Source organism: Aliidiomarina shirensis, assembly GCF_003987345.1.
Lineage (GTDB): Bacteria > Pseudomonadota > Gammaproteobacteria > Enterobacterales > Alteromonadaceae > Aliidiomarina > Aliidiomarina shirensis.
The window spans coordinates 152,091-175,507 of the sequence record NZ_PIPP01000001.1 but is presented as its reverse complement, the minus strand read 5'-3'; the positions used below and the strand labels follow the sequence as shown (position 1 = coordinate 175,507).

At 45.7% G+C, this 23,417-nt stretch carries 22 protein-coding genes; 3 read left to right on the top strand and 19 right to left on the bottom strand.

The genetic code is table 11. The annotated features are described in order from the left end of the window. Positions 1-96 precede the first annotated feature (96 nt). A complete protein-coding gene (locus CWE13_RS00795; RefSeq protein WP_420837031.1) occupies positions 97-321 on the bottom strand; it encodes an FAD assembly factor SdhE in 225 nt (74 codons plus the stop codon). Between the two features lie 322 nt (positions 322-643). On the opposite strand from CWE13_RS00795, the gene ygfZ reads away from it, so the two are divergent. The 3 genes from ygfZ (at position 644) to CWE13_RS00780 (ending at position 3,068) form a co-directional block, all read left to right on the top strand. Then, positions 644-1,591 (top strand): tRNA-modifying protein YgfZ, encoded by a 948-nt coding sequence (gene ygfZ, locus CWE13_RS00790; protein WP_126805444.1) that lies wholly within the window; start codon positions 644-646, stop codon positions 1,589-1,591. Further along, positions 1,584-2,072: an FKBP-type peptidyl-prolyl cis-trans isomerase gene (locus CWE13_RS00785; RefSeq protein WP_126805443.1), complete on the top strand. Its 489-nt coding sequence runs from the start codon at positions 1,584-1,586 to the stop codon at positions 2,070-2,072. The genes ygfZ and CWE13_RS00785 overlap by 8 nt, the downstream gene beginning before the upstream one ends. 201 nt (positions 2,073-2,273) lie before the next feature. Further along, on the top strand, positions 2,274-3,068 hold the full coding sequence (locus CWE13_RS00780; RefSeq protein WP_126805442.1) for an EAL domain-containing protein: 795 nt from the start codon (positions 2,274-2,276) through the stop codon (positions 3,066-3,068). Positions 3,069-3,134: 66 nt separating this feature from the next. On the opposite strand, the gene lysS is transcribed toward CWE13_RS00780, so the two are convergent. From lysS to pyrH, 18 genes are all read right to left on the bottom strand, one after another. Further along, the gene (lysS, locus tag CWE13_RS00775; protein WP_126805441.1) at positions 3,135-4,649 is read right to left on the bottom strand and encodes a lysine--tRNA ligase; all 1,515 of its coding nucleotides are present in this window, start codon (positions 4,647-4,649) and stop codon (positions 3,135-3,137) included. Between the two features lie 100 nt (positions 4,650-4,749). Next, positions 4,750-5,848 (bottom strand): peptide chain release factor 2 gene (prfB, locus tag CWE13_RS00770; RefSeq protein WP_126805440.1). Its coding sequence is split into 2 segments (ribosomal slippage): positions 4,750-5,772 and positions 5,774-5,848, totalling 1,098 coding nucleotides; the frame shifts between segments, so codons are not numbered across the junction. Between the two features lie 169 nt (positions 5,849-6,017). After that, on the bottom strand, positions 6,018-7,742 hold the full coding sequence (recJ, locus tag CWE13_RS00765; protein WP_198677868.1) for a single-stranded-DNA-specific exonuclease RecJ: 1,725 nt from the start codon (positions 7,740-7,742) through the stop codon (positions 6,018-6,020). A 61-nt stretch (positions 7,743-7,803) separates the two neighbouring features. Next, positions 7,804-8,682: a site-specific tyrosine recombinase XerD gene (xerD, locus tag CWE13_RS00760; RefSeq protein ID WP_126805439.1), complete on the bottom strand. Its 879-nt coding sequence runs from the start codon at positions 8,680-8,682 to the stop codon at positions 7,804-7,806. A 51-nt stretch (positions 8,683-8,733) separates the two neighbouring features. After that, entirely contained in the window at positions 8,734-9,564 is an 831-nt protein-coding gene (locus CWE13_RS00755) for a pirin family protein (protein ID WP_126805438.1), read from the bottom strand. A 24-nt stretch (positions 9,565-9,588) separates the two neighbouring features. Further along, the gene (locus tag CWE13_RS00750) at positions 9,589-10,569 is read right to left on the bottom strand and encodes a glutathione S-transferase family protein (RefSeq protein ID WP_126805437.1); all 981 of its coding nucleotides are present in this window, start codon (positions 10,567-10,569) and stop codon (positions 9,589-9,591) included. A 268-nt stretch (positions 10,570-10,837) separates the two neighbouring features. After that, on the bottom strand, positions 10,838-12,058 hold the full coding sequence (gene lpxB, locus CWE13_RS00745; RefSeq protein ID WP_420837030.1) for a lipid-A-disaccharide synthase: 1,221 nt from the start codon (positions 12,056-12,058) through the stop codon (positions 10,838-10,840). 59 nt (positions 12,059-12,117) lie between these two features. Beyond that, positions 12,118-12,885 carry an acyl-ACP--UDP-N-acetylglucosamine O-acyltransferase gene (lpxA, locus tag CWE13_RS00740; protein ID WP_126805435.1) on the bottom strand — a complete coding sequence of 256 codons (768 nt, stop codon included), beginning with the start codon at positions 12,883-12,885 and terminating at the stop codon, positions 12,118-12,120. Then, positions 12,886-13,329, bottom strand: coding sequence for a 3-hydroxyacyl-ACP dehydratase FabZ (fabZ, locus tag CWE13_RS00735; RefSeq protein WP_126806118.1), 444 nt, complete (start codon positions 13,327-13,329; stop codon positions 12,886-12,888). It lies immediately after the preceding gene. 51 nt (positions 13,330-13,380) lie between these two features. Next, positions 13,381-14,394: a UDP-3-O-(3-hydroxymyristoyl)glucosamine N-acyltransferase gene (gene lpxD / locus CWE13_RS00730; RefSeq protein ID WP_126805434.1), complete on the bottom strand. Its 1,014-nt coding sequence runs from the start codon at positions 14,392-14,394 to the stop codon at positions 13,381-13,383. A 129-nt stretch (positions 14,395-14,523) separates the two neighbouring features. Then, a complete protein-coding gene (locus tag CWE13_RS00725; protein WP_157980913.1) occupies positions 14,524-15,036 on the bottom strand; it encodes an OmpH/Skp family outer membrane protein in 513 nt (170 codons plus the stop codon). Between the two features lie 181 nt (positions 15,037-15,217). Continuing rightward, positions 15,218-17,695 (bottom strand): outer membrane protein assembly factor BamA, encoded by a 2,478-nt coding sequence (gene bamA / locus CWE13_RS00720; protein ID WP_126805432.1) that lies wholly within the window; start codon positions 17,693-17,695, stop codon positions 15,218-15,220. A 29-nt stretch (positions 17,696-17,724) separates the two neighbouring features. Continuing rightward, the gene (gene rseP, locus CWE13_RS00715; protein ID WP_126805431.1) at positions 17,725-19,068 is read right to left on the bottom strand and encodes a sigma E protease regulator RseP; all 1,344 of its coding nucleotides are present in this window, start codon (positions 19,066-19,068) and stop codon (positions 17,725-17,727) included. Next, positions 19,068-20,270, bottom strand: a complete 1,203-nt coding sequence (gene ispC, locus CWE13_RS00710; RefSeq protein ID WP_126806116.1) for a 1-deoxy-D-xylulose-5-phosphate reductoisomerase — start codon at positions 20,268-20,270, stop codon at positions 19,068-19,070. The genes rseP and ispC overlap by 1 nt, the downstream gene beginning before the upstream one ends. Before the next feature lie 32 nt (positions 20,271-20,302). Then, positions 20,303-21,166, bottom strand: coding sequence for a phosphatidate cytidylyltransferase (locus CWE13_RS00705; RefSeq protein WP_126805430.1), 864 nt, complete (start codon positions 21,164-21,166; stop codon positions 20,303-20,305). A 12-nt stretch (positions 21,167-21,178) separates the two neighbouring features. Then, positions 21,179-21,946: a polyprenyl diphosphate synthase gene (uppS, locus tag CWE13_RS00700; RefSeq protein ID WP_126805429.1), complete on the bottom strand. Its 768-nt coding sequence runs from the start codon at positions 21,944-21,946 to the stop codon at positions 21,179-21,181. 78 nt (positions 21,947-22,024) lie between these two features. Continuing rightward, the gene (gene frr, locus CWE13_RS00695; RefSeq protein WP_126805428.1) at positions 22,025-22,582 is read right to left on the bottom strand and encodes a ribosome recycling factor; all 558 of its coding nucleotides are present in this window, start codon (positions 22,580-22,582) and stop codon (positions 22,025-22,027) included. A gap of 19 nt (positions 22,583-22,601) precedes the next feature. Beyond that, positions 22,602-23,345, bottom strand: a complete 744-nt coding sequence (gene pyrH, locus CWE13_RS00690; RefSeq protein WP_126805427.1) for a UMP kinase — start codon at positions 23,343-23,345, stop codon at positions 22,602-22,604. Between the last annotated feature and the right edge of the window lie 72 nt (positions 23,346-23,417).

Sequence of the window (23,417 nt, the reverse complement as noted above, 5' to 3'; positions counted from 1 at the left end):
CAGATATTCTGTTAATTCTACGCTCGCAAAATGGTCGGTTTACGAAGCACAAACAATACATTGCACTGCAAACTCGTTTCGGCGTCGCGGCTTTCGTTAAACTTTAACTCTGCGCAGCATTAGCGCCACCATATCCGCTAACTCAGGATCCGGACACTTTGCGTGCCCCATAAACCATGAGAATAAATCTGGATCATCACAGGTTAATAAGCGTCGAAAAGTACTTTGCTGCTGCTCATCTAGCTCATCGTAAGCTTCTTCTACAAAGGGCGCAAAGAGAACGTCAAGTTCCAACATTCCACGCCGACAAGCCCAACGCATTCGCCGCTTATCCTTCAATATCTCTTCTGATTGCCGAGGAAACACTATTAACACTCCGTAACCTAAAAAACACGGTAAACCAATGTCGTTATTCTAACAGTAACTTGGCTATTCCCCTACTCCTCAGGTTAGTAAAGGCGCGATATCTACTGTTATTTATCTGTTTTGACCTTGTTTTCAATACTCACGAAAACAAATTGCGCGCTACCGGAGAAACTACCCTTGAATTCACTAAGTTCCATCCCCACTTCAATTTCAACGCTGATTTATAACCCTAATATAAACATAAACGCGATACGCAAATAATCTACGAGGAGTTGATGTGTCTGGATTACTACCCAACCATATAGTCCAAGCCAATCCTGCATTGTTTATCGATTTGCCGAACATGGGATTGATTACCGCGACAGGGCCAGACACCGAGAGTTTTTTACAAGGCCAGCTCACGTGCGATTTACAACACTTGGGTGCAGAAAATTGGACCTTAGGCGGACTTTGCGACGCAAAAGGAAAGCTTTGGAGTATTTTTCGTGCTTTTCGATCCACGCAGGGTATCGTTCTAACTCAAAACACATCAACGATTGCACAGAGTTTAGCGCAATTGAAAAAGTTTTCTGTATTCAACAAGATCGATATTACCGATGAGAGCAGCGATTTTCGCTGTTTCTTGGTTGCCGGCGAAACCGCCGAGAAAGAACTCGCAACACTAACGGGTGTAACCCCAACAGCGGATCATACGTCCAACGAGAATATTGATATATTGCGGCTTGCCCCTTCTGTTTATCTTTGTGTCGCCGCGAATTCCTTTGCGATAGATCGTGAATTCATGCCAGAAACATATTGGCATGCATTACAAATAGAAAACGGATGGCCCAATTTTGAGGCGATTCAGCAGGAAACATATATTCCGCAAATGTTGAACCTCGATACTTTGGGTGGGGTCAGCTTCAAAAAGGGTTGTTACATTGGCCAAGAAACCATTGCTAGAACCCATTACAAAGGCCAAAACAAACGCCGATTAACCCATTTAATCGGCAACTCGAAATCTACGCCGGGGCCAGCAGACCAACTTGAGATACAGTTAGGTGAAAACTGGCGCCGCGCAGGTGCAGTTATCAGCGCAGTGCGTTATGATAACGATGTCATTGCAATTCAAGCCGTGTTACCAAGTGATCTTGATGCACAGGCGAAATTGCGCATTAAAGGGCAGGATGACAGTAAATTCACCCCCTGCCCAAAATCAGACGAAACGGAATCAATCAATGAGTGAAACCATCAGTCAAGATAAAGCAGTAACCATCCACTACACCGTAAAAAATGGTGAAGGTGTAACTTTGGATCAATCTGCAGAAGAGCGCCCGTTGGCCTTTATTTTTGGTCGTGGCATGTTAATTCCAGGGCTTGAGAAAGTACTTGAAGGTAAAACAGCCGGTGAAGAGCTCAACGCGGATATTTCTGCTGCCGATGCATACGGTGAGCGTCATGATGGTCTTATCCAAACTGTTCCTCGGAATCTTTTCGGTGACCAGGATGTAAACCCTGGCATGCAATTCCGCGCAACAACTGACCATGGCGAACAATCAGTAATGGTTGTTGAAGTAAATGATACCGAAGTAACCGTCGACGGTAATCACCCGTTAGCTGGTGTTGACCTTAACTTTGAAGTGAAAGTTGTTGATGTTCGTGAAGCAACTGCGGAAGAATTATCACACGGTCATGTTCACGGTCCAGGCGGCGTTGAACACGAGTAATAATCAGTAAGTTACTGATTTATTCATAAAATGGCTCCTTCGGGAGCCATTTTTTTTTGAATCAAGTTAATTAGCGCCGTAAACACGCGTTATTCAAAGCCTAGCATGTATTGCGTATTAGGGGGTTTTCGACCAAAATGTAAACAATCAAGGACGGTTGTACATCCGCACTAGAGCTTGATGTGGTAATGGAAAATAAACATGACATCAGAACAAACAAAAATATTAACGATGCCTATCGCAAAAAAGCACTTATCGGCTGATTTATTACAAGAGCAATTTTCGGTTGCCTACCAGCCAAGACAGCTTGCCACATCACGCCGGATTGTTGGGCTGGAGATTTTTGCGCGTTGGGAACATCCGAAATATGGCTTCATTCCACCTGCTGATTTTATTCATATCGCAGAAAAGCGCGATGTGATCGACCAATTAACATTACAAATACTACATCAGGCATTACCCGAGTTTAAAAGATTACTTCTGCAACGGCCCGCGCTCACGCTATCCGTGAATATCAGCCCACTGTCGTTTAAGCATTCTAATTTTTTAGATTCGCTTATTGCTATCTGTGAAGATTACGGAATATCACCAAATCAGATTATTCTCGATTTTTCTGAAGCAGTGGTTAGCGACGATATTGATACATTTATTGATTTAATTAAACAATTCCGCGTTGCTGGTTTCAAAATTGCTCTTGATGATTTTGGCACCGGCGATACAACATCGGTTATTATTGAGCGCTTACATTTACATGAAATTAAAGTAGATATATCGGTTACTCAACAACTTACCCTATCGAAAGAATCTGAATTTCTAGTGAAAGCAGCAATTCGTTTAGCACAACAAACAGGTGCGCTTACCACTGCCGAGGGCGTTGAGAACGAAGAAACACTCGATATTGTAGCGGAAATGGGTTTTGATATGGTGCAAGGTTTCCAGATTAGCAAACCCATGTTTATAGATGAACTCAACGCTTGGCTCAAAGAGCAGAGTTAAAAAAGCCCCAAAACAAAGTTGTTTCGAGGCTTCATCATACCCTTCTATCAAAGAGATTTTATTAAATCACTCTGGCTTCTGATTTCGCATGTGTGGGAATAACAATACATCGCGAATAGATGGTGAATCGGTTAATAGCATCACTAATCGATCGATACCAATACCTTCGCCAGCTGTTGGCGGCAAACCATATTCTAATGCCGTAACATAATCAGCATCATAGAACATTGCTTCTGAATCACCCGCTTCTTTCTGCTCAACTTGCGCTTGGAAACGTTCAGCCTGATCTTCGGCGTCGTTCAATTCCGAAAATCCGTTCGCAATTTCGCGGCCACCCACAAAAAATTCAAACCGATCGGTAACAAACGGATTATCATCATTCCGGCGAGCTAACGGAGATACTTCAGCAGGATAAGCCGTTATGAATGTAGGCTGAGCTAATTGATGTTCCGCCGTTTCTTCAAATATTTCGATTTGAATTTTACCTAAGCCCCAGCTCTTCTGCACTTTAATGCCAATTTTTTCCGCATAAGCTGTGGCTTTCGCTAAATCATTCACATCGGCTTCAGCAAGCTCAGTATTGTATTTTAAAATGGCATCTACCACGCTTAAACGCGCGAATGGCTTACCAAAATCAAACTGCTCGCCCTGATATGTAACCTCAGTGGTGCCCAGTAACTCGTTACATAAACCTCGAACCATCTCTTCAGTAAGGTCCATTAAGTCATGATAATCCGCATAGCCCCAATAAAACTCAAGCATGGTGAATTCCGGGTTGTGTCGAGTTGATAAGCCCTCGTTCCGGAAATTTCGATTTATCTCAAATACTTTTTCGAAGCCACCCACTACTAAACGCTTGAGATAAAGCTCAGGTGCTATACGAAGATATAAATCCATATCTAGGGCATTGTGATGAGTAACAAAAGGCCGAGCCGAAGCACCACCTGGAATTGTTTGCATCATCGGCGTTTCTACTTCTAAAAACGCGCGCGTATTCAAAAATTGGCGAATGTATTCAATCGCTTTACTGCGCATAACAAAGGTTTCACGCGATTGCTGATTCACAATTAAATCAAGGTAACGTTGGCGATACCGTGTTTCTTGATCAGCTAAGCCATGAAATTTATCCGGTAATGGACGCAGCGCTTTGGTCAGCAGTTTGATTTCATCCACTTGCACAGTAAGCTCGCCCGTCCGAGTTTTAAATAAAACACCGCTAGCACCTACGATGTCGCCTAAATCCCATTTCTTAAAGCCATCGTTATAGGTGCCTTCGGGAAGATTATCACGCGCAACGTATATCTGAATCTGGCCACTCATGTCTTGTAAGGTAGCGAAACTGGCTTTGCCCATAATACGGCGCAGTACCATACGGCCTGCAATGCTTACCCGCACTCCTTCGGCAAGTAACGGCTCACCCTCTTTTTCACCGTGCGCTGCATGCAAATCTGCCGCTAAACTATCGCGGCGAAAATCATTTGGAAACGGATTTCCAGCTTCGCGCAGTTGTTGCAACTTTTGCTTGCGCTCGCGAATTTGTTGGTTCAAATCCTGGGCTTCTGGCTGCTGCTTATCCGACATATTGGTTCCTTAAAGTATTCATGGTTGCGGTCATTACCGCGCTTTCAAATCTAATGATGCAGTACCGCGTAAGCGACTGCATCCATACAGTGCTGTTGTGTTACAAACCTGATTTTAAACTCGCTTGCAAGAAGCGATTTAAATCACCGTCTAACACCGCTTGGGTGTTTCGTGTTTCAACGCCCGTGCGTAAATCTTTTATTCTTGAATCATCTAAAACATACGAGCGTATTTGGCTACCCCAGCCGATATCCGATTTCGAATCTTCCATCACCTGTTTCGCTTCATTCTGCTTTTGTAACTCCATTTCATAGAGTTTCGCTCGTAATTGTTTCATTGCTGAATCACGGTTTTTGTGTTGCGAACGATCACTTTGGCACTGCACCACAATACCGCTCGGCTCGTGGGTAATACGAATTGCCGAATCCGTGCGGTTTACGTGCTGTCCGCCCGCACCTGATGCCCGGTAGGTATCTACACGCAAATCAGCCGGGTTAATATCGATTTCGATATCATCATCGATCTCGGGATACACAAACGCAGAAGCAAACGATGTATGGCGGCGATTACCCGAATCAAATGGTGATTTGCGCACCAGCCGATGAACCCCAGTTTCGGTTCGTAACCAACCAAATGCGTATTCGCCCGAGATCCGAATAGTAGCTGATTTAATACCCGCTACCTCGCCTTCGGAAAGTTCAGTGATTTCCGTTTTCATACCGTTCGCTTCGCCCCAACGAAGATACATACGCAACAAGATATTGCACCAATCTTGCGCTTCGGTTCCGCCCGAACCTGATTGCAAATCTACATAGCAATCGGCTTGGTCGTTTGGTCCTGAAAACATACGTCGAAACTCGAGTTTTTCTAACTCTTTGGTCCAACGATCTACTTCGCCAGAAGCCTCGCTCAGCATCTCTTCGTCGTCTTCTTCAGCGGCAAGATCAAGAAACCCTTGGGCATCATCAAGACCCTGGTCAATTCCTTTCAAGGTATTTACTACAATTTCGAGTGCAGCTCGTTCTTTTCCAAGCGCTTGCGCTTTCTCGGGCTCGTTCCAAACGGCGGGATCTTCAAGTTCACGTTCAACTTCTTCGAGGCGTTCTGCTTTAACCTCTAAGTCAAAGATACCCCCTAAGCTGCTCTGCTCGCTGCTTAAGGTCGGTGATTTGGTTGGCTATGGCGTTGCTTTCCAGCATCAATAGTTCCTGAAATAATCAATTTAAGTATAATTTTTAAGGCCTTTAGCGCAGTTAAGACAAAATGCTACAGGCATTTTTATCTAACTCTTGCGGGCTAAAATTAGCGTGCGCCTCAAACGAATTCTGGCCGCATATTCTAGCGGATCACGATAGAAAACAACAGCGTTTAGGCCTGAACGTGTTCAATCAATAACTGCACGTTACGTTGACCACGAAATTCATTTACATCAAGTTTGAATACCAAATTAGCTTGCGCAGGCGAATTCCATTGCCAACTCGCCCGCGGAACATTAAATGCAATCGCATCAAAGGTTTCGTTGCTACCAAACGGCTGCACAACTAATTTCAAGTGAACGTCCTTCAACCACTTTTCTTGTATAATCTTAAACGTCCCATCAAACATAGGCTGCGGAAAGCTCTGCCCCCACGGACCTGCCTGCTGTAATGCACCGGCAACATCAAGATTAAACTCATTTGCCTGCAACTCGCCATCGCTCCAAAGCACGCGCGCGAGCGTATCTGCATCTACCCAGCGCTCAGCCACTTGTTGCACAGCACGATTAAATGCGGCCCATTGCGATTTTGGTACACTTAAGCCGGCAGCCATGGCATGACCACCAAATTTGCTAATCACATCTGGGAATTCGCTAGCCACTTGTTCCAATAAATCGCGAATATGCACACCCGCCACCGATCGGCAGGAGCCTTTCAAAGTACCATCGTCTGCTTCAGCAAATACCATAACGGGGCGATAAAATTGCTCTTTCAAGCGCCCGGCTACAATACCAATAACACCCTGATGAAATTGATCATCGAACACCGTCAGCACCAGAGGTAGTTCCTGCTCATCAACCTGCAAACGTGCTAAACATGCTTGCGCCTCTTCCTGCATGGTGGTTTCAATTTTTCGCCGCTGTTGGTTCAATTCATCGAGCCGCAACGCTAAAATCTGCGCACTTGGGAGATCTTGCGCTAATAAACATTCGATACCTTGCTGAATATCATCCAGTCGCCCTGCTGCATTGATTCTTGGGCCAACAGAAAAGCCTAAATCACTCGCCGTTATCTTACTTGCCTCGCGGCGAGCCACCGCTAAAAGCGCGGTAATTCCTGGTCTGCACACGCCCTCACGAATTCTAGCTAAACCCTGCCGAACTAAAATTCGGTTGTTGTAATCCAGCGGAACCACATCGGCAACCGTGCCAAGCGCAACCAAATCTAGGTATTCAGCAATCTTTAGTGACGCAACGGCATGGTTTGCCTGCTGTTGTTTAAACCACGCCCTTAAAGCCAGTAATAAATAGAAGGCTACTCCAACGCCCGCAAGCTGTTTACTTGCAAACGCACAATCTCGGCGGTTTGGATTCACAACAGCAAAAGCATCAGGCAATTCTGTACTCGGTAAATGGTGATCCGTGATAATCACTTGCATACCTAGGTCATTCGCTTTGCTAACGCCGGCGTGGCTGCTGATACCGTTATCAACCGTAATCAGCAGGTTCGCACCTTCGGTATGCGCATATTGCGCTAACGTGGGTGATAATCCATACCCATCAGAAAAGCGATTCGGCACGAGATAGAAGGCTTTCGAATGATTAATAGAACGGAAAAAAGACATCAACAGCGCCACACTCGTGGCACCATCAGCATCGAAATCACCGCAAATACAAATACTTTCACCTGCTATGATCGCTTGACCGATGCGCTCTGCGGCTTTCTCGCAATCGGTTAATTGATTAAAGTGCAGCAATCCTTTAACAGATAAATCCAGCTCATCAACGTGATTTATACCGCGGTTGGCATAAACACGCTGCAATACACTGGGCATGTTAGCGGGGAGCTCTGGCGTTGATTGTGGGGTTCGGCGGCGAACTTCAATTGAACTACTCACGAAATAAACTACCTACAAAGCGGTGTGAGTTTGCATTCTAGCATTGCCACCTGAGGTAACACTAGCCGCGCGGATGATGTTGCTCATGTAGTTGCTTCAAGCGAGCCTTTGCTACTTCTGTATAAATTTGCGTAGTTGCAATATCCGAGTGCCCAAGCAGCATTTGTAACGCCCGCAGGTCGGCTCCATGATTCAAAAGGTGTGTTGCAAACGCATGGCGTAACCGGTGTGGCGAGATCCCTTCAGGTAAGCCAGCAATTACAGCGTAATGGCGAATTCGATGCCAAAACGTTTGCCGTGTCATTTGTTGGCCCCGTAATGAAAAAAATACCACATCGCGATTCTGTTTCATTAGCTCTGGCCGCGCTACCCGCAAATATTCAGCAAGCCAATGCAAGGCTTCCTCGCCAAGCGGCACTAGCCGTTCTTTGTTTCCTTTACCCACCACCCGCACTAAGCCTTGACGAACACTCACTTCATTCATTTGTAATTGCACCAGCTCAGATACTCGCAAGCCAGTGGCATATAGCAACTCCAACATAGCCTTATCACGCAAACCTAAAGTTTCCGTTACATTCGGGGCAGCGAGTAAGGCAGAAACGGCATCTTCAGATAATGATTTCGGAATCGACGCGGGTTGTTTGGGGCTATGCAAATGCGCACATGGATCGTCAGCGCGAACCCCTTGTTGAAGGATGTAACGGAAATACTTTCGCACGGCACTCAAGAAGCGTGATTGGCTGCGCGGATGCATGCCCGCTTTACTAAGGTGTGCAAGATAATCTTCTAAATCTTGGCGCGAAGCCGCTACCAAATCAACACCGCGCGGCTGCAGCCAATTTTGGAAATGTACAAGATCGCTGCGGTACGCCGATAGCGTGTGTTGGCTTACGCCTTGTTGTAGCCAGAGCTTATCAAGAAATACCGAGATATCGTTCATATTTATCGATAAGCTCCTCAGCTTAGCTTCGCTTACAACCTAAATACCAATTTATGCGGTTAGTTTACCACTCTGATAATCCGCAAACGCTTGGCGTAACTCGGCTTCAGTATTCATTACAAAAGGGCCATATTGAGCAATAGGCTCACCAATTGGCTTCGCGGCCATGAGCAAGAACTTACCTTCATTTCCCGTTGTTAATGGCACATCCGCATCTGCATCAAGTTCAAGTAACTCGCCTTCGTTGGCCGTTATGCCATCTACCGTAATCGAACCCTGATAAACATACAACAGGCGTGTTTGCTGATGTTGTTGCGGCAATGTAACCGTTACATCACCAGGTAAACGGTAATCAAGGTAAAGAAACTCTCGACCCGGAGCCTTTACGGGCCCCGTTTGGCCGTTGAATTCACCCGATAATACCCGTACAACACCTCCCTCAAGCGCCACTTCTGGAACTGCATCACCCGGAATATCGGCATATTCTGGATCACTCATCTTCTCAGCAGCAGGAAGATTTAACCACAATTGAAAACCCCACATCAGGCCATCTTTCTGTTTTGGCATCTCCGAATGAATCATCCCGCGGGCAGCTTTCATCCATTGCAATCCGCCCGTGCTGATTTCACCTTTATTACCGGTTGAATCTTCGTGCGCCATATTGCCCGCTAACATATAAGTTAGGGTACAAAAACCTCGATGCGGGTGCGGTGGAAAACCAGCGATATAATCATTTGGATCATCCGATTTAAATTCATCAAGCATCAAAATCGGGTTCCGATGTCGGAACGAAGGCTGATTGATAACGCGTTTGAGTTTCACTCCTGCGCCATCTTGTGCCGGCATCCCACGTACTCGATGTTTAACTATTGAACTTGCCATGTGCAAACTCCTTTCATCTTTAGCTTAGCCGCCAAATTTATTGCGATCATGTGGCGCGGTGAAATCTATTTCCGGACCTTTCGGTACCACGCCAGTTGGATTAATCATATCGTGGCTCACATAGTAATGCGTTTTTATATGATCCATGCGCACGGTTTCAGCAACGCCCGGCACTTGATACAAATCGCGCACGAAGTTCCAAATATTTGGATAATCGACAATACGCTTCTGGTTACATTTAAAATGCCCCACGTAAACCGCATCAAAGCGCACTAACGTTGTAAATAATCGCCAATCAGCCTCAGTAAGCACTGAGCCCGCTAAATAACGGCTACCGGCGAGCTGCTGTTCAACTTGATCAAGCGCTTTGAACAAATTATCAAAGGCTTCTTCATACGCTTCTTGCGTGGTCGCAAAACCACTCTTGTATACGCCATTATTGATATTGTCGTAAACAAAGCCGTTTACTTCATCAATAGCTGCTTGTAATTCCTGCGGATAGTAATCATCGGTATTACCGGTAATATCGTTAAATGCATTGTTGAACATACGAATGATATCGGCCGATTCATTACTCACCACCGTGTTTTTCTGTTTATCCCAGAGAACCGGAACCGTTACCCGGCCACTATAATTTTCATCAGCACGCGTATAAATCTGATGCATGAATTTGGAGTCGAACAATGGATCCGCAAGATCAGTGCCAGCGCGAAATTCCCAACCGTTGCTTAGCATCTCTGGTGCTACGGCAGAAACCGTTATAACATCTTCCAAGCCTTTCAACTTGCGGAAAATGAGTGTCCGATGTGCCCAAGGGCAGGCAAAGGAAACATACAGATGATAGCGGCCAGATTCTGCTTTAAATCCGCCCTTTCCAGTTAAACCTGCGCTACCATCAGCGGTAACCCAATTCCGGAACTGCGATTCAGAACGCTCGAAACGCCCACCCGATTTGCTAGTGTCGTACCATTTGTCGTGCCATTGGCCATCAACTAATAAACCCATTACATCCTCCAATTCAGTGAATTTGTAGTATAGGGTGCTAAGAAAAGAGTAACAAACCGCTGGGCGAAAACCTTATATTCACTAAACGCATAGCATAAAAGAAGTTCATTCATATTTAGCATACGAATAAACAAGATAAGGTTCACATGAGCGAGTTCAAGCAGCTAGGTTCGATAGCGAATGAGAACTTAGCGGTTCAAAAGGTTTTACAGGGGTATTTTGTTAGTGAAATGGCTATTCTGCTGTTTTCGCCCTTGGTGTTAACTTTCTAAGCGATGCGATTCTGGTTCTCGGGTGAGTGCTTCGTATCAATTAAGGCAAGAACAGCATTTGCCGATAGTACTCCAGCATTTTGTTGTAATTGTTGGTGAAGCTCATAATAACGGGCATATAGCTGCGCGTTATCCGAGCTCAGCAAAGGTTCGATAGCGGCTGCGATTTCCGTACCTGAAACCTCATCTTGCAATAACTCTTTTACTAGTGGGCCGTTATCTTTTAATTCTTGTGTTGGTTCCCGATCGCCAAATAATCCGGCGTGTAGCAAATTAGGTAACGAGAAATAATTTACGCGCACAAAGCGTTTTACAATTTGAAAATTTAACCAGCCAAACCGATAACACACAACCATCGGGCGCTTTATCAGCATGGCCTCAAGAGCAACAGTACCGGAGGCTAAGATCGTGGCATCACTCGCTGCAATTACCTCATGGCTTTGGCCGCTGAACATGTGTAAATTCAAAGTATGACCAGAGGCGTCTAAGGCGCTAAGAAATTGTGCCTTACGTTGCTCATTTACCAGCGGAACCAAAAACTGAAGTTCCGGATCTTTTTTCTGCAAGATCGCTGCGGCCTCAATAAACGGTGCTGCCAAGTGACCAACTTCACTGCCCCGGCTGCCTGGCAGTAAGCCTACGTAACGCTTATCGGTAGCCAAGTTCAGCGTTTCACGCGCTTCGTTCTTGGGTGAATCGAACGGAAAACGATCCGCTAACGGGTGGCCTACATAGGTGAACGGAACATCGTACTTGGCATAAAAATCAGCCTCAAACGGCAATATACCGAGCACCATATGGGTTGCTTTCGCAATACCAAAAATTCGTTTCGGCCGCCACGCCCATACCGATGGCGATACGTAGTGAACTGTTGGTATGCCTTTGTGTTTCAGCTTCTTTTCAATCGGTAAATTAAAATCCGGCGCATCAATTCCTACGAACACATCCGGCTTTTGCGCCAACATAGTTTTTACCACTAAGCGGCGGGCACGAAGTAAGCCCGGAAGTTGTTTTAGTACATCAATAAACCCCATCACCGACAAGGTTTCCATTGGGAACAGCGAGGTAAGGCCCTGTGCTTGCATGCGGCTACCACCTACCCCAATAAACTCGGCATTAGGAAATTGCTGGCGTATCCCTTCCATTACGCTTGCGCCTAAAATATCCCCCGATGCTTCACCCGCTACAATGCCAATCAGAATTTTGCTGGTTGCAATAGATAAAGGGCGCTCTTCAGCGCCCAATAACGTTTCTGCTGCGTCTTTCTGTATCAGGTTCACGGACGAATAATGCCCCGCTCAGAATGGCTCACAAACTGCACAAAATCATCCAGCAACGGCTCCTCAAGCTCGGTAATTGCTGCGGCAGCCTCTTCGATAGTTAATGCGCTACGGTATAAAAGTTTGTATGCGCGTTTAATATTTTGAATTTGCTCAGCACTAAAGCCTCTGCGGCGCAAGCCTTCACTATTTATCGTGCGTGGCCGTGCATTATGCCCCTGTGCCATTACATAAGGCGGAATATCTTGCACCACCACCGAACTCACGGCGGCAAACGAATGCGAACCTATTTTGCAAAACTGATGAACACCGGTAAAACCGCCTAAAATAACATAATCACCTAGGTGAACGTGGCCCGCCAACGTTGTGTTGTTCGCTAAAATGTTATTGCTACCAATCATGCAATCATGGGCTACATGCACATAGGCCATAAACAGGTTATCGTTACCAATCTGAGTTAAGCTATTATCTTGAATGGTACCCCGGTGAATCGTGCAGGCTTCGCGAAATACATTCCGATCGCCAATAACTAATTCAGTAGGCTCACCATTGAATTTTTTATCTTGGCAATCTTCGCCAATCGAACAGAATTGGAAAATATGATTACCACGACCAATTCGCGTTGGGCCTTTTAGCACGACGTGAGAATGGATAATACAATCATCACCAATATCCACATCAGGGCCTACAACACTGTACGCACCAATACTTACGTTGGCACCAATACGCGCGCTTTTATCAATAATTGCTGTTTCGTGAATCAATTAGGTTGTCCTTCTGGCACACATAATATCGGCTACGCAGGCCACTTCGCCATCCACCGATGCTTTTCCAGTGAATTTCCAAATCCCACGCTTTTCTTTTACAAATTCAACGTGAAAATCGACACGATCACCAGGAATAACTTGCCGCTTAAAACGAGCATTATCAATACCAGCAAATAAATAAATTTCGTTTGAGCCAACACCACTTTCCATCATCTTAAAACCCAAAAGCCCCGTTGCTTGGGCCATCGCTTCCAATAATAAAACACCTGGGAAAATTGGCATTCCGGGAAAGTGCCCCATAAACACCGGCTCATTCATGGTTACGTTTTTAATCGCATGCAACGATTTATTGGGGGTGTAAGAAATAACTCGGTCGATCAACGCAAATGGATAACGGTGCGGTAAAATCTTTTGAATTTCATTAATATCAAATCCCGGCAGCGCTTGCGTTTCAGTTGTAATATCGGTCAAAGTAATCTCCTCAGCTCAACCTTATGAGTTCTCTAATTTTTTCTCAATTGCTCTGACACGGAGAAATAATTCCGGTAATTGACGTACCCGAGCACCTGATTTTGCCCAAGTAGATTGATCGACAACCGGTAAAGACGAGGCATATACACCTTTATCAAGGCTTTTTGTCACCATTGTCATACCGTGAATTTGCACGCCATCGGCTATTTGAATGTGGCCATTGATACCAGTAGCCCCACCTATCAAACAGTTTTTGCCAATAGCAGCACTACCCGCAATACCGGTTTGGCCTGCAATAGCCGTGCCTTCGCCGATCTGTACGTTGTGCGCAATCATTACCAAGTTATCAATAATACAATTATCGTGTATCACCGTGTCGTCCAGCGCGCCTCGGTCGATTGTGGTGTTGGCGCCAATTTCAACGTCGTTACCTACCACAACACTACCGAGCTGAGGGATTTTAACCCATTTTCCGTTTTCACTGGCCCAACCAAAGCCATCAGCGCCGATTACGGCACCTGAATGTACGGTACAGCGTTCTCCGAGCACTACCTTGTGATAAAGGGTTACGCCCTGCCATAAGCGGGTATCCGCGCCTACTTGTGCGTTTTCACCAATAAAACAATTTGCGCCGATAATGGCATTATCGCCGATAACTGCACCGGCAGAAACAACCGCAAATGGGCCAATACTAACATTAGCACCTAAGGTTGCGGTTTCCGCCACGCTCGCACGCGCATCGATTGTTAACGATGCTTTTGGTGCATCATCAAAAACTTGAGCTGCGTAGGCGTAGGAAAGGTATGGATTTTCTGAAATCAAGGCGTTTGCAAGCACTTCTGCATCGTCTTGATTAGGATGAATAATAACCGCACCAGCTTGCGTAGTAGCTAATTGCGTTTTGTACTTTTCATTCGCAAGAAAGCCGACCTGAGATGGGCCGGCGTTCGCGAGTGTGGCAAGACCGGTAACTGTTAGTTCGCCATTTCCGCGAACTGTTGCCCCGATCTTCGCTGCTAACTCATTCAGCGTCATTGCATTTCCTTTTGTATTTACTACCGCCCAATTCCTTTGCGCGAGAATTAACGCGTAAGGTAATTGGGCAGTGTTTACTGTACAACGTTTACTCTAAACGTTTAATGCACAATATCTACAGAATAATGCTTATTGAACTAGACGCTCAATGATCGCGTCAGAGATATCAAGAGCTGGAGCACTGTATAGCATCCGGCCTTTATCCATGATCAAATCAAAGCCTTGCTCTTCCGCGTAGGCATCAACAACCACAAACATTTTCTCTAGAAGCACATTGCGCTCTTCGTTTTCACGCTGCTGCATGTACTGGTTTAATTGCTCGCCACCACGTTGAAGACCAGCAGCACGCTGACGTAGCTCATTTTGCGCTGCAACTTTCTCTTCTTCAGTCATGATAGCTTCATCGCGTTCTAAACGCTCACGTAAGCCTTCAAATTCCTCTTCTAACTGCTGAAGTTGCGCCATAGGCTCAGCGAACTCTTCTTCCAGCTTGTTAGAAATTTCGTCACGCTCTGGCATTTCAGCAAACACACGGGCAACGTCGATCACCGCTACTTTAGGTGATGAATCTTGCGCTTGCGCTGGCACCATAGTGGCAACTAATGCGATTAAGGCTGCAAAGGTAATAGCTACTGCTTTCAAAGTTCTTTCCTCTTTTTTCATTTAAGTGTGTTCAGTATTCTTAAAAAAACCGAGATGTGTTAATTCACTACCGCTTGATTAAAAGTGCTAAACCATATTTTACTAAATTTAACTTCTACTACGGTATAACTGAGCTTCCATGAATGCAAGCCCAGAACCACTCGCAGAGAACATTTTACCGTTAGAAAGATGTACCAATATTGAAGGTAAATCTATCTTCAGCAGTGGTATCCAATGATTTTATCGGGATACCGAAACTAAAGGTTAATACACCCATAGGTGATAACCACTGTACCGAGACACCATAAGATGCTTGATAGTTCCGTGGGCTACTGTAATCCCACAACACACCATCACCTGCTACTGTCAGATCACGGTATTCATTGTAGTTAAACTCAGTATCCCAAATCGCACCAACATCAACGAAAACGCTGGTTCGCACGGAGTTTTTACTTTCCTCACCGACTAACGGTGTTGGCACGATTAATTCTAATCCACCGGTAAGTGATGCGTTACCACCAATAGAAGCGAAACGAGCAACTTCGATTTGATCATATTCCGGCCCCAATACTATTTGCGTTGGGTTCCCGTTTTCATCAGGTGGCCCTTGAATAGTTTGTGGACGACGAATTAACCCGCGCGGTCCCGCCCGATTCTGCTCGAACCCACGTAAGTTATCGTTACCACCACCGTAAAAGTTTTCCCAAAACGGTAAGGTATAATCTAAATCACCATCACTGCCATAACCATTACCGTAACCTGCCTTGAAGCGTGTCATGAGTACCCAGTTATGATCTTCATCTAACGGCTTGTAATGGCGGAACGAGTAATCAAGTTTAAAGTACTGTAAATCACTGTTTGGCGTTGTAATTTTAGCGCTCAAACGGTTACTTGAACCCGCTGTTGGGAACATACCGCGGTTCAAAGTAACCCGCTGCCATGCCGCCGATAAGTTATAGTTACTGAAGTTTAACGCTGCAGTACTGTTATCCGCATCACGGTATTTATCATAAAACGCCCGTATTTGATCGTACGGGTTTAACTGGGTGATACCATTACGGCTGTACCCGAAACCAAAGTTAATACGGTTGTACTCGTTAATCGGGAAGCCCATATCACCGGCAATACCGTACGAGGTTTGATTATATTGCTGTAAGTTTGCTCGGCCCGCATCAAAATCTTGGTAGTAAATTGAACCACCTAAGCTCACGCCATCATCTGTGAAATAATTATCCACAAACTGTAATTGCACGTTTTTCGAATAGCGGTTGGTATCAACTACGAATGCAACTCGGTTACCACTTCCAAGAAAGTTCTCTTGGCTGATCGACGCATTCATGCTGAAACCCGCATAATCGCCATAACCAATACCTGCACCGATATTACCTGAAGGCTGCTCTTTTACCCGGAAAACTAAATCCACTTGATCATCTTGGCCTGGCACTCGCACCGTATCGTACTCAACGGTTTCGAAGAAGCCTAAACGCTCAAGCCGCGTTTTCCCAGTTTCAACAAGCATCTCATTCAACCAAGCACCTTCCATCTGACGCATCTCACGGCGCAGCACTTCGTCTTTGGTTGCGTCGTTGCCTTCAAATGCAATTCTGCGAACGTAAACGCGCTGGCCCGGATCAATGGCAAACGTAAGTTTAACCATTTTGTTATCGTCATTGATTTCCGGAACCGTATTTACTTCCGTGTAGGCGTAGCCTAAACGTCCGTAATAGGTTTTTAATGCTTCTTCAATACTAGTGATTTCTTGCAAACTGTAACGGCGGCCATCAAGCGATTCCACAAACTGGCCTAAGAATTCTTCATCGTCACGGATTTCCGAGAGTACTTCGGTGCCATCAATATTATATTGCTCACCTTCCTCGAAGTTCAGTGATATGTATATGCCTTCGCGCTCTGGTGTCATCGCTACTTGCACTGAATCAACTTCAAAGCGCAAATAACCTTGGTTGCGGTAGAATGATTCTATATTTTCAATATCACCCATCAACTGCTGTTGTTGATAATTCCGCTTACCAATTAAGTTCCACCATGGCAATTGATCTCGCAACTCCATGAGATCAAGCAACTGATCACGTTCAAACGAATCGTTACCGATCACGTTAATTTGCGCAACTTCAGCGGCTGGGCCTTCTTGGAAGTCAAATCGAAGCTCAACACGGTTACGAGGCAAGTTTACGATTTGCACACGAACTTTGGCATTGTATTTACCCACACTGTGATAAAAATCTTCAAGATTCTTTTCCAGTGCCGAAATAATTGTCCGGTCTAGCGATTCACCAACCGCAACACCACTCGTTTGCAAACTATCGAGCAATTGTTCGTCTTTAAGGTCTTTGTTTCCTTCAAAACGAATTTCGTTAATGGTTGGTCTTTCCGTAACACGGATGAGAACAGAATCACCTTCGCGATACACTTGAATATCATCGAAGTGAGACGAAGAATACAGTTCATGAATGATTTGACGAATGCGCGCAGGCGTAACTTCGTCACCAACGCGAACAGGCACATAGGTTAATGCAGCACCCAATGCTACCCTCTGCAAACCTCGAACTTGAATGTCGTCAACTATGAATGAATCAGAAGCTTGTGCGTTCAGCCCCGTCCCTACTAATACAGCTCCAATAAACAGCTTTTTCAATGTCATGCAACACGTCTTATTGTTAGATAATTTCATTACGAGATAAGCCTGCCAATATCATTAAACAATGTAACCACTAATAGAGTTACCAGAACCAACAGCCCTACTCGAAAACTAAGTTCTTGAATTCGTTCAGGAACAGGTTTACCACGAACCCATTCAATCGCATAGAACAGCAAATGCCCACCATCAAGCATTGGAATAGGTAATAGATTCAAAACGCCTAAACTCACACTAATCAGTGCTAAAAAGCTGAGAAAATATACCAAACCATAGCTAGCGTGCGCTCCTGCTCCTTGCGCTATGCCTACCGGGCCACTGAGGTTATTCACGCCAATATCACCGGTAACGAGCTTCTTAAGCATCCCGAGGGTTAATCCCATCAGCCGCCAAGTTCGCTCAACGCCTCCTGCGAATGCTTGCACCGGTCCATGCTGCAAGGTAAATATGTAACCATCGGGATACGCTTCTTGTTCAGTGCCTATCCCAAGGTAACCGCGGCCCTCTAACTCACCAAACGTAACTGCAATTTGCTCTTGCCGACCATCTCTTTCAATCAACAACAAACTCTCAGAATTTGGTTTTGCCGCAATAAGCTCCCTTGTTTGTTCCCAATTAAGCGATTGAGTTCCATCAATCCCAATAATTTTATCGCCAACACGCAAATCAGCTGCGCTAGCAGGGCTATTTTCCGCAATCATGGCAATCGTTGAGGTAATCGCAGGGCGAAAAACATCCATCCCCAAACTATTGAGGGTGGAATCGCTGTCGGGATCAAAATTCCAATTCCGTAACGATACCTGAACATCGCGCTCAACGCCATTCTGTTCACGAATTCTAAAGGTAGTTTCTGCGTCACCAATGCGGCGAACAAGCGCCATATTTACATCTTGCCAATCTTGCACATCTCGGTTATCGATAGCCGTAATCTCTGAACCCTGCACTAGCCCCGCTTGTTCCGCGATACTTCCCTGGGTAATCTCACCAATCACAGGTTTTAAAGCTGGCATGCCAATCATCAGCATCAACCAAAGTGCAACGATCGAAAAAATAAAATTCGCCATCGGGCCGGCCACCACAACCGCAAAACGTTGGCCCACTGATTTCGCTCGGAAGCTACCTGAAATCTCGTCGTTACTCACAGGATCAACTTCATGATCCAGCATCCGCACATAACCGCCCAGCGGCACCATAGCGATTTGATATTGAGTACCATCTTTGCCTTTCCAGCGAAATAATGGCTTACCAAACCCAATAGAAAAGGTAAGCACCTTTACGCCACAACGACGAGCCACCCAAAAATGACCGAACTCGTGAAAGGTAACCACAAGGCCTAAAGCCACGATAAACGCGCCAACCGACCATAATACCTGTTCCACTATTGCCCCCTTGGAATGAGCGAACGCGCTATACGGCGTGCATTTGCATCGCAATCAAGCACTGCTTCAATACTGGTGATCGCTGGCATATCTGCCTGTGTAAGTACGCTTTCACATATTTTCGCGATATCACCGAACTGGATATTTCCCTGTAAAAATGCAGCTACCGCTATTTCATTTGCAGCATTCAATGCAGTGGTAGCCGCCTGCCCATGCCAGCAAGCATCAATCGCTAATTGTAAGCACGGATAACGCGCGGCATCGGCTTGACCAAACGTGAGTGCGCCCATATTCGCAAAATCAAGATTTGCTACCCCGCTGGCCAACCGCTCTGGATATCCTAAACAATAAGCGATAGGTGTGCGCATATCGGGCTGGCCTAGTTGTGCAATAACGGAGCCATCAACATATTGCACCATGGAATGAATAACGCTTTGTGGATGCAGTACCACTTCAATGTGCTGCGGTTGGCAATTGAATAACCAACGCGCTTCGATGTACTCAAGGCCTTTGTTCATCATCGTTGCTGAATCTACGGAAATTTTTTGCCCCATATCCCAATTAGGATGAGCACAAGCCGCTGCGGGTGTTTGGGTTGCTAGATCAGCAAGTGGTGTTTCCCGAAATGGGCCACCTGAACCGGTCAGTAAAATTTTAGCTATTCCGTGCGCAGCGAAATCGGTAGATACCGAATTGTGCTGAACAGCCGTTGGTAACGCTTGAAATATTGCATTGTGCTCGCTATCTACCGGCAATAATTGTGCGTTTGATTCGCGTACCGCATCAATAAACAGTTGCCCGCTCATAACTAGCGCTTCTTTATTCGCAAGCAATACGCGCTTACCCGCTTTTACAGCCGCTAGCGTAGGTAACAAACCGGCGGCACCAACAATCGCTGCCATAACCGTATCAACTTCACTGGCTTCGCTCACATCCACTAACGCGGCTTCGCCAAATAGTACTTCAGTAGCTATATGCTGTTCTTGCAATTTTGTCTGTAACGTTTCAGCAGCGGCTTGCGAACCCACTACGGCATAAAGCGGTTGAAAACGTTTACAAATCGAGAGTAATTCATCAATGCGGCTATGCGCAGTAACGGCAAACAGCTGAAAATCATCGGGATGGCGACCGATTACATCAAGTGTATTTAACCCAATCGAACCGGTTGCGCCCAGAATGGTGATCACGGTTGGTTTCTTCATACTTCGAGTTTGTTCAGTTTTAAGCAACGGCATTAATGAATCAACCAAAGATATCCGAGCAAGAATATAGGTAAAGCAGAGGTTAACGAATCGATACGGTCAAGAATACCGCCATGGCCTGGAAGTATGGAGCCACTGTCTTTCACTCCCGCACAACGTTTAAACATACTCTCATTTAAATCCCCAAACACGGACACTAAAACGGTAGCTACGCCAATAATGTAATACCCAAGCATGGAATCGCTCGGCACATCAATAATAAGAGAAACCGCATACATCACGATAACCGAGAGCACAACGCCACCGATAAACCCTTCCATGGTTTTTCCTGGGCTCACGTTTGGCATTAATTTATGGCGGCCAAACCGCTTTCCTGCAAAATAAGCACCAACATCAGCTGCCCAGACAAGAACAAACACAAAAAGAACCGCCCAAGCGCCAAACATTGGATTGCTATCGTAATTCAGCGACCGCAGTGTCATTAATGCAACCCATGCGGGCACCAAAATCAGAATGCCAAATGCACCAACAAATAAACGGCTACGTTGCCATAGCGCTTTACTCCGCGGGAAATTGAACACGAGTGCGATAGCTAATAGCCACCAAATACCACCGATTAAAACGATATAATACAGCCAATCGACCATCCCTTCTGTTGACCAAATACCCCCAATCGGGGTTAGCCAATAAACGGCTGCAAGAATGACCGTAGTTAATGCTGTATAAGCTAATCGCCCGCCAACATTACGAACCCCCATTAGCGGCGACCATTCCCACGCGGCAAGCGCAAGCACCGCAGTAATAGCTAATCCAAATGACGGTAACGGCAGCAAAAAGATTGCTGCAAGTGCCAAAGGAATAAGCACTGCTGCAGTTAGAATACGTTGTTTAAGCAAAAATTAGCCCTCTTACAGGTTCCCTGATCCAGCTAGTTCTTGTATTTGTGCGCTGGTCAGTCCAAAACGCCGCTCGCGTCGAACAAAACAATCGATAGCGGCAGCGAACGTCATTTCATCAAAATCAGGCCAGAGTACATCAGTAAAGTACAGTTCTGCATACGCTAATTGCCATAATAAAAAATTACTTACACGAATATCGCCACCCGTACGGATAAGCAAATCAGGCGTTGGCTGCCCCTCTAAGCACATGCCTGCGGCCATATCATGTTCTGAGATATCCGCTGGCTCGAGCTCCCCTGCGGCAACTCGAAGCGCCACCTGTTTAGCGGCTTGCGTGATATCCCAACGGCCACCGTAGTTAGCCGCGATGTTCAAAATCATTCCCGTGCAGTGAGCCGTTTTGTTCTCGGCTGCCGCAATTTGCTTTTGTAAACGCGCACTGAACGCTGATTTATCGCCAACAATACATAGACGAATATTGTGCTCGGCAAGCTCTGTAACTTCTCGTTTCAGCACGCCCATGAATAATTCCATAAGTACAGTGACTTCACGCGCAGGCCGGCCCCAATTTTCGCTACTAAAGGCAAACAACGTGAGCGCTTCAATACCATTCCGGCGCGCAAACGAAATCGCGCGGCGGACAGCTTCAGCACCAGCTCGGTGCCCAGTGGTTCGCCGTTTCCCTTGCGATGTTGCCCAGCGCCCATTGCCATCCATAATGATAGCAACGTGCCGAGGCAACCGAATCGACTCTGATGTAGTGTTTTTCCCTGTCATTCTTATCCTACAAAAAATAAACGCCGCGTAAGTATATCCGACACGGCGTTATCCTCCAACGAGGTAGATGGTAAGTGCTTAAACTTCCATCAACTCAGCTTCTTTACTGGCTAATAACTCATCAACTTTCTTCACGAAATCATCGGTAAGCTTCTGAATATTATCTTGCGCCTTACGATCATCATCTTCTGTGATTTCTTTTTCTTTCAAAAGTTCTTTGATATCGCTATTTGCATCACGGCGAATGTTTCGAACCGCTACACGACCTTGTTCCGCTTCTGCACGCACGATTTTAACTAAATCACGGCGGCGTTCTTCGGTTAGTGGTGGAAGTGGCACGCGAATCACATTGCCTGCGCCAGCTGGGTTTAAACCCAGATCGGAGGTTAAAATCGCTTTTTCTACAGCACCAGAGCTACCTTTATCGAACACGGTAATAGCAAGAGTGCGAGAATCTTCAATGGTAATGTTCGCCAACTGCTTTAATGGCGTATCACTGCCATAATAAGGCACCATCACGCCATCGAGTAAGCTCGGATGGGCACGACCTGTACGAATTTTCGACATTTGTGCTGCGAGTGCGTCCACACTCTTACTCATGCGATCTTTCGCATCGGCAATTATCTCGTTGATCACTATGGGATCCTCTTCCTAATTATTTATTTGAATCTTTTACATGAGTGATTAGTGTACCTTCATCTTCACCCATAATCACGGCTTTCAATGCACCTGGCTTATTCATATTAAAAACTCGAATCGGTAAGCTATGATCGCGCGCTAAAGTAAATGCGGCTAAATCCATTACTTTCAATTCGTTCTTCAATACATCTTGATAATCCAAAATATCATATTTCGTTGCTTCTGGATTCTTTACCGGGTCTGCAGAGTATACACCATCTACCTTGGTAGCTTTGAGAACAACTTCTGCTTCAATTTCAATGCCACGCAAACACGCCGCTGAATCGGTAGTAAAGAACGGGTTGCCGGTACCGGCCGAGAAAATCACAACACGGCCTGATTTTAACAAGCTGATCGCTTCTGCCCAGTTATAACTATCACAAACACCCGCCAGTTCTATTGCCGACATCAACCGCGCATTAATATATGTTCGGTGTAATGCATCACGCATAGCTAAACCGTTCATAACCGTTGCTAGCATACCCATATGGTCGCCTACAACACGGTTCATACCAGCTTTAGCCAAACCTTCGCCACGGAATAAATTTCCGCCGCCAATCACAAGGCCAACCTGAACACCAAGTTCGAGAATTTCCTTAATTTCTTGCGCCATACGATCAAGAACTTTTGGATCGATACCAAACGGCTCGGCACCCATCAGGGCTTCACCACTTAACTTTAGTAACACACGGCGATAGCTTGGTTTCGGATTTGTACTCATATCTTTGGCTTCCGTTTTCAGGTTAAAAAAAACCGCGCCTGCTGCAACAGCAAAGCGCGGTTATGATTAGGT

Excerpts from the sequence above, each read along its gene's own strand:
- CWE13_RS00795 (WP_420837031.1), bottom strand. The coding sequence starts at position 321 with ATGCGTTGGGCTTGTCGGCGTGGAATGTTGGAACTTGACGTTCTCTTT.
- CWE13_RS00785 (WP_126805443.1), top strand. The coding sequence starts at position 1,584 with ATGAGTGAAACCATCAGTCAAGATAAAGCAGTAACCATCCACTACACC.
- CWE13_RS00780 (WP_126805442.1), top strand. The coding sequence starts at position 2,274 with ATGACATCAGAACAAACAAAAATATTAACGATGCCTATCGCAAAAAAG.
- lysS (WP_126805441.1), bottom strand. The coding sequence starts at position 4,649 with ATGTCGGATAAGCAGCAGCCAGAAGCCCAGGATTTGAACCAACAAATT.
- xerD (WP_126805439.1), bottom strand. The coding sequence starts at position 8,682 with ATGAACGATATCTCGGTATTTCTTGATAAGCTCTGGCTACAACAAGGC.
- CWE13_RS00755 (WP_126805438.1), bottom strand. The coding sequence starts at position 9,564 with ATGGCAAGTTCAATAGTTAAACATCGAGTACGTGGGATGCCGGCACAA.
- CWE13_RS00750 (WP_126805437.1), bottom strand. The coding sequence starts at position 10,569 with ATGGGTTTATTAGTTGATGGCCAATGGCACGACAAATGGTACGACACT.
- lpxD (WP_126805434.1), bottom strand. The coding sequence starts at position 14,394 with ATGACGCTGAATGAGTTAGCAGCGAAGATCGGGGCAACAGTTCGCGGA.
- bamA (WP_126805432.1), bottom strand. The coding sequence starts at position 17,695 with ATGACATTGAAAAAGCTGTTTATTGGAGCTGTATTAGTAGGGACGGGG.
- ispC (WP_126806116.1), bottom strand. The coding sequence starts at position 20,270 with ATGAAGAAACCAACCGTGATCACCATTCTGGGCGCAACCGGTTCGATT.
- uppS (WP_126805429.1), bottom strand. The coding sequence starts at position 21,946 with ATGACAGGGAAAAACACTACATCAGAGTCGATTCGGTTGCCTCGGCAC.
- pyrH (WP_126805427.1), bottom strand. The coding sequence starts at position 23,345 with ATGAGTACAAATCCGAAACCAAGCTATCGCCGTGTGTTACTAAAGTTA.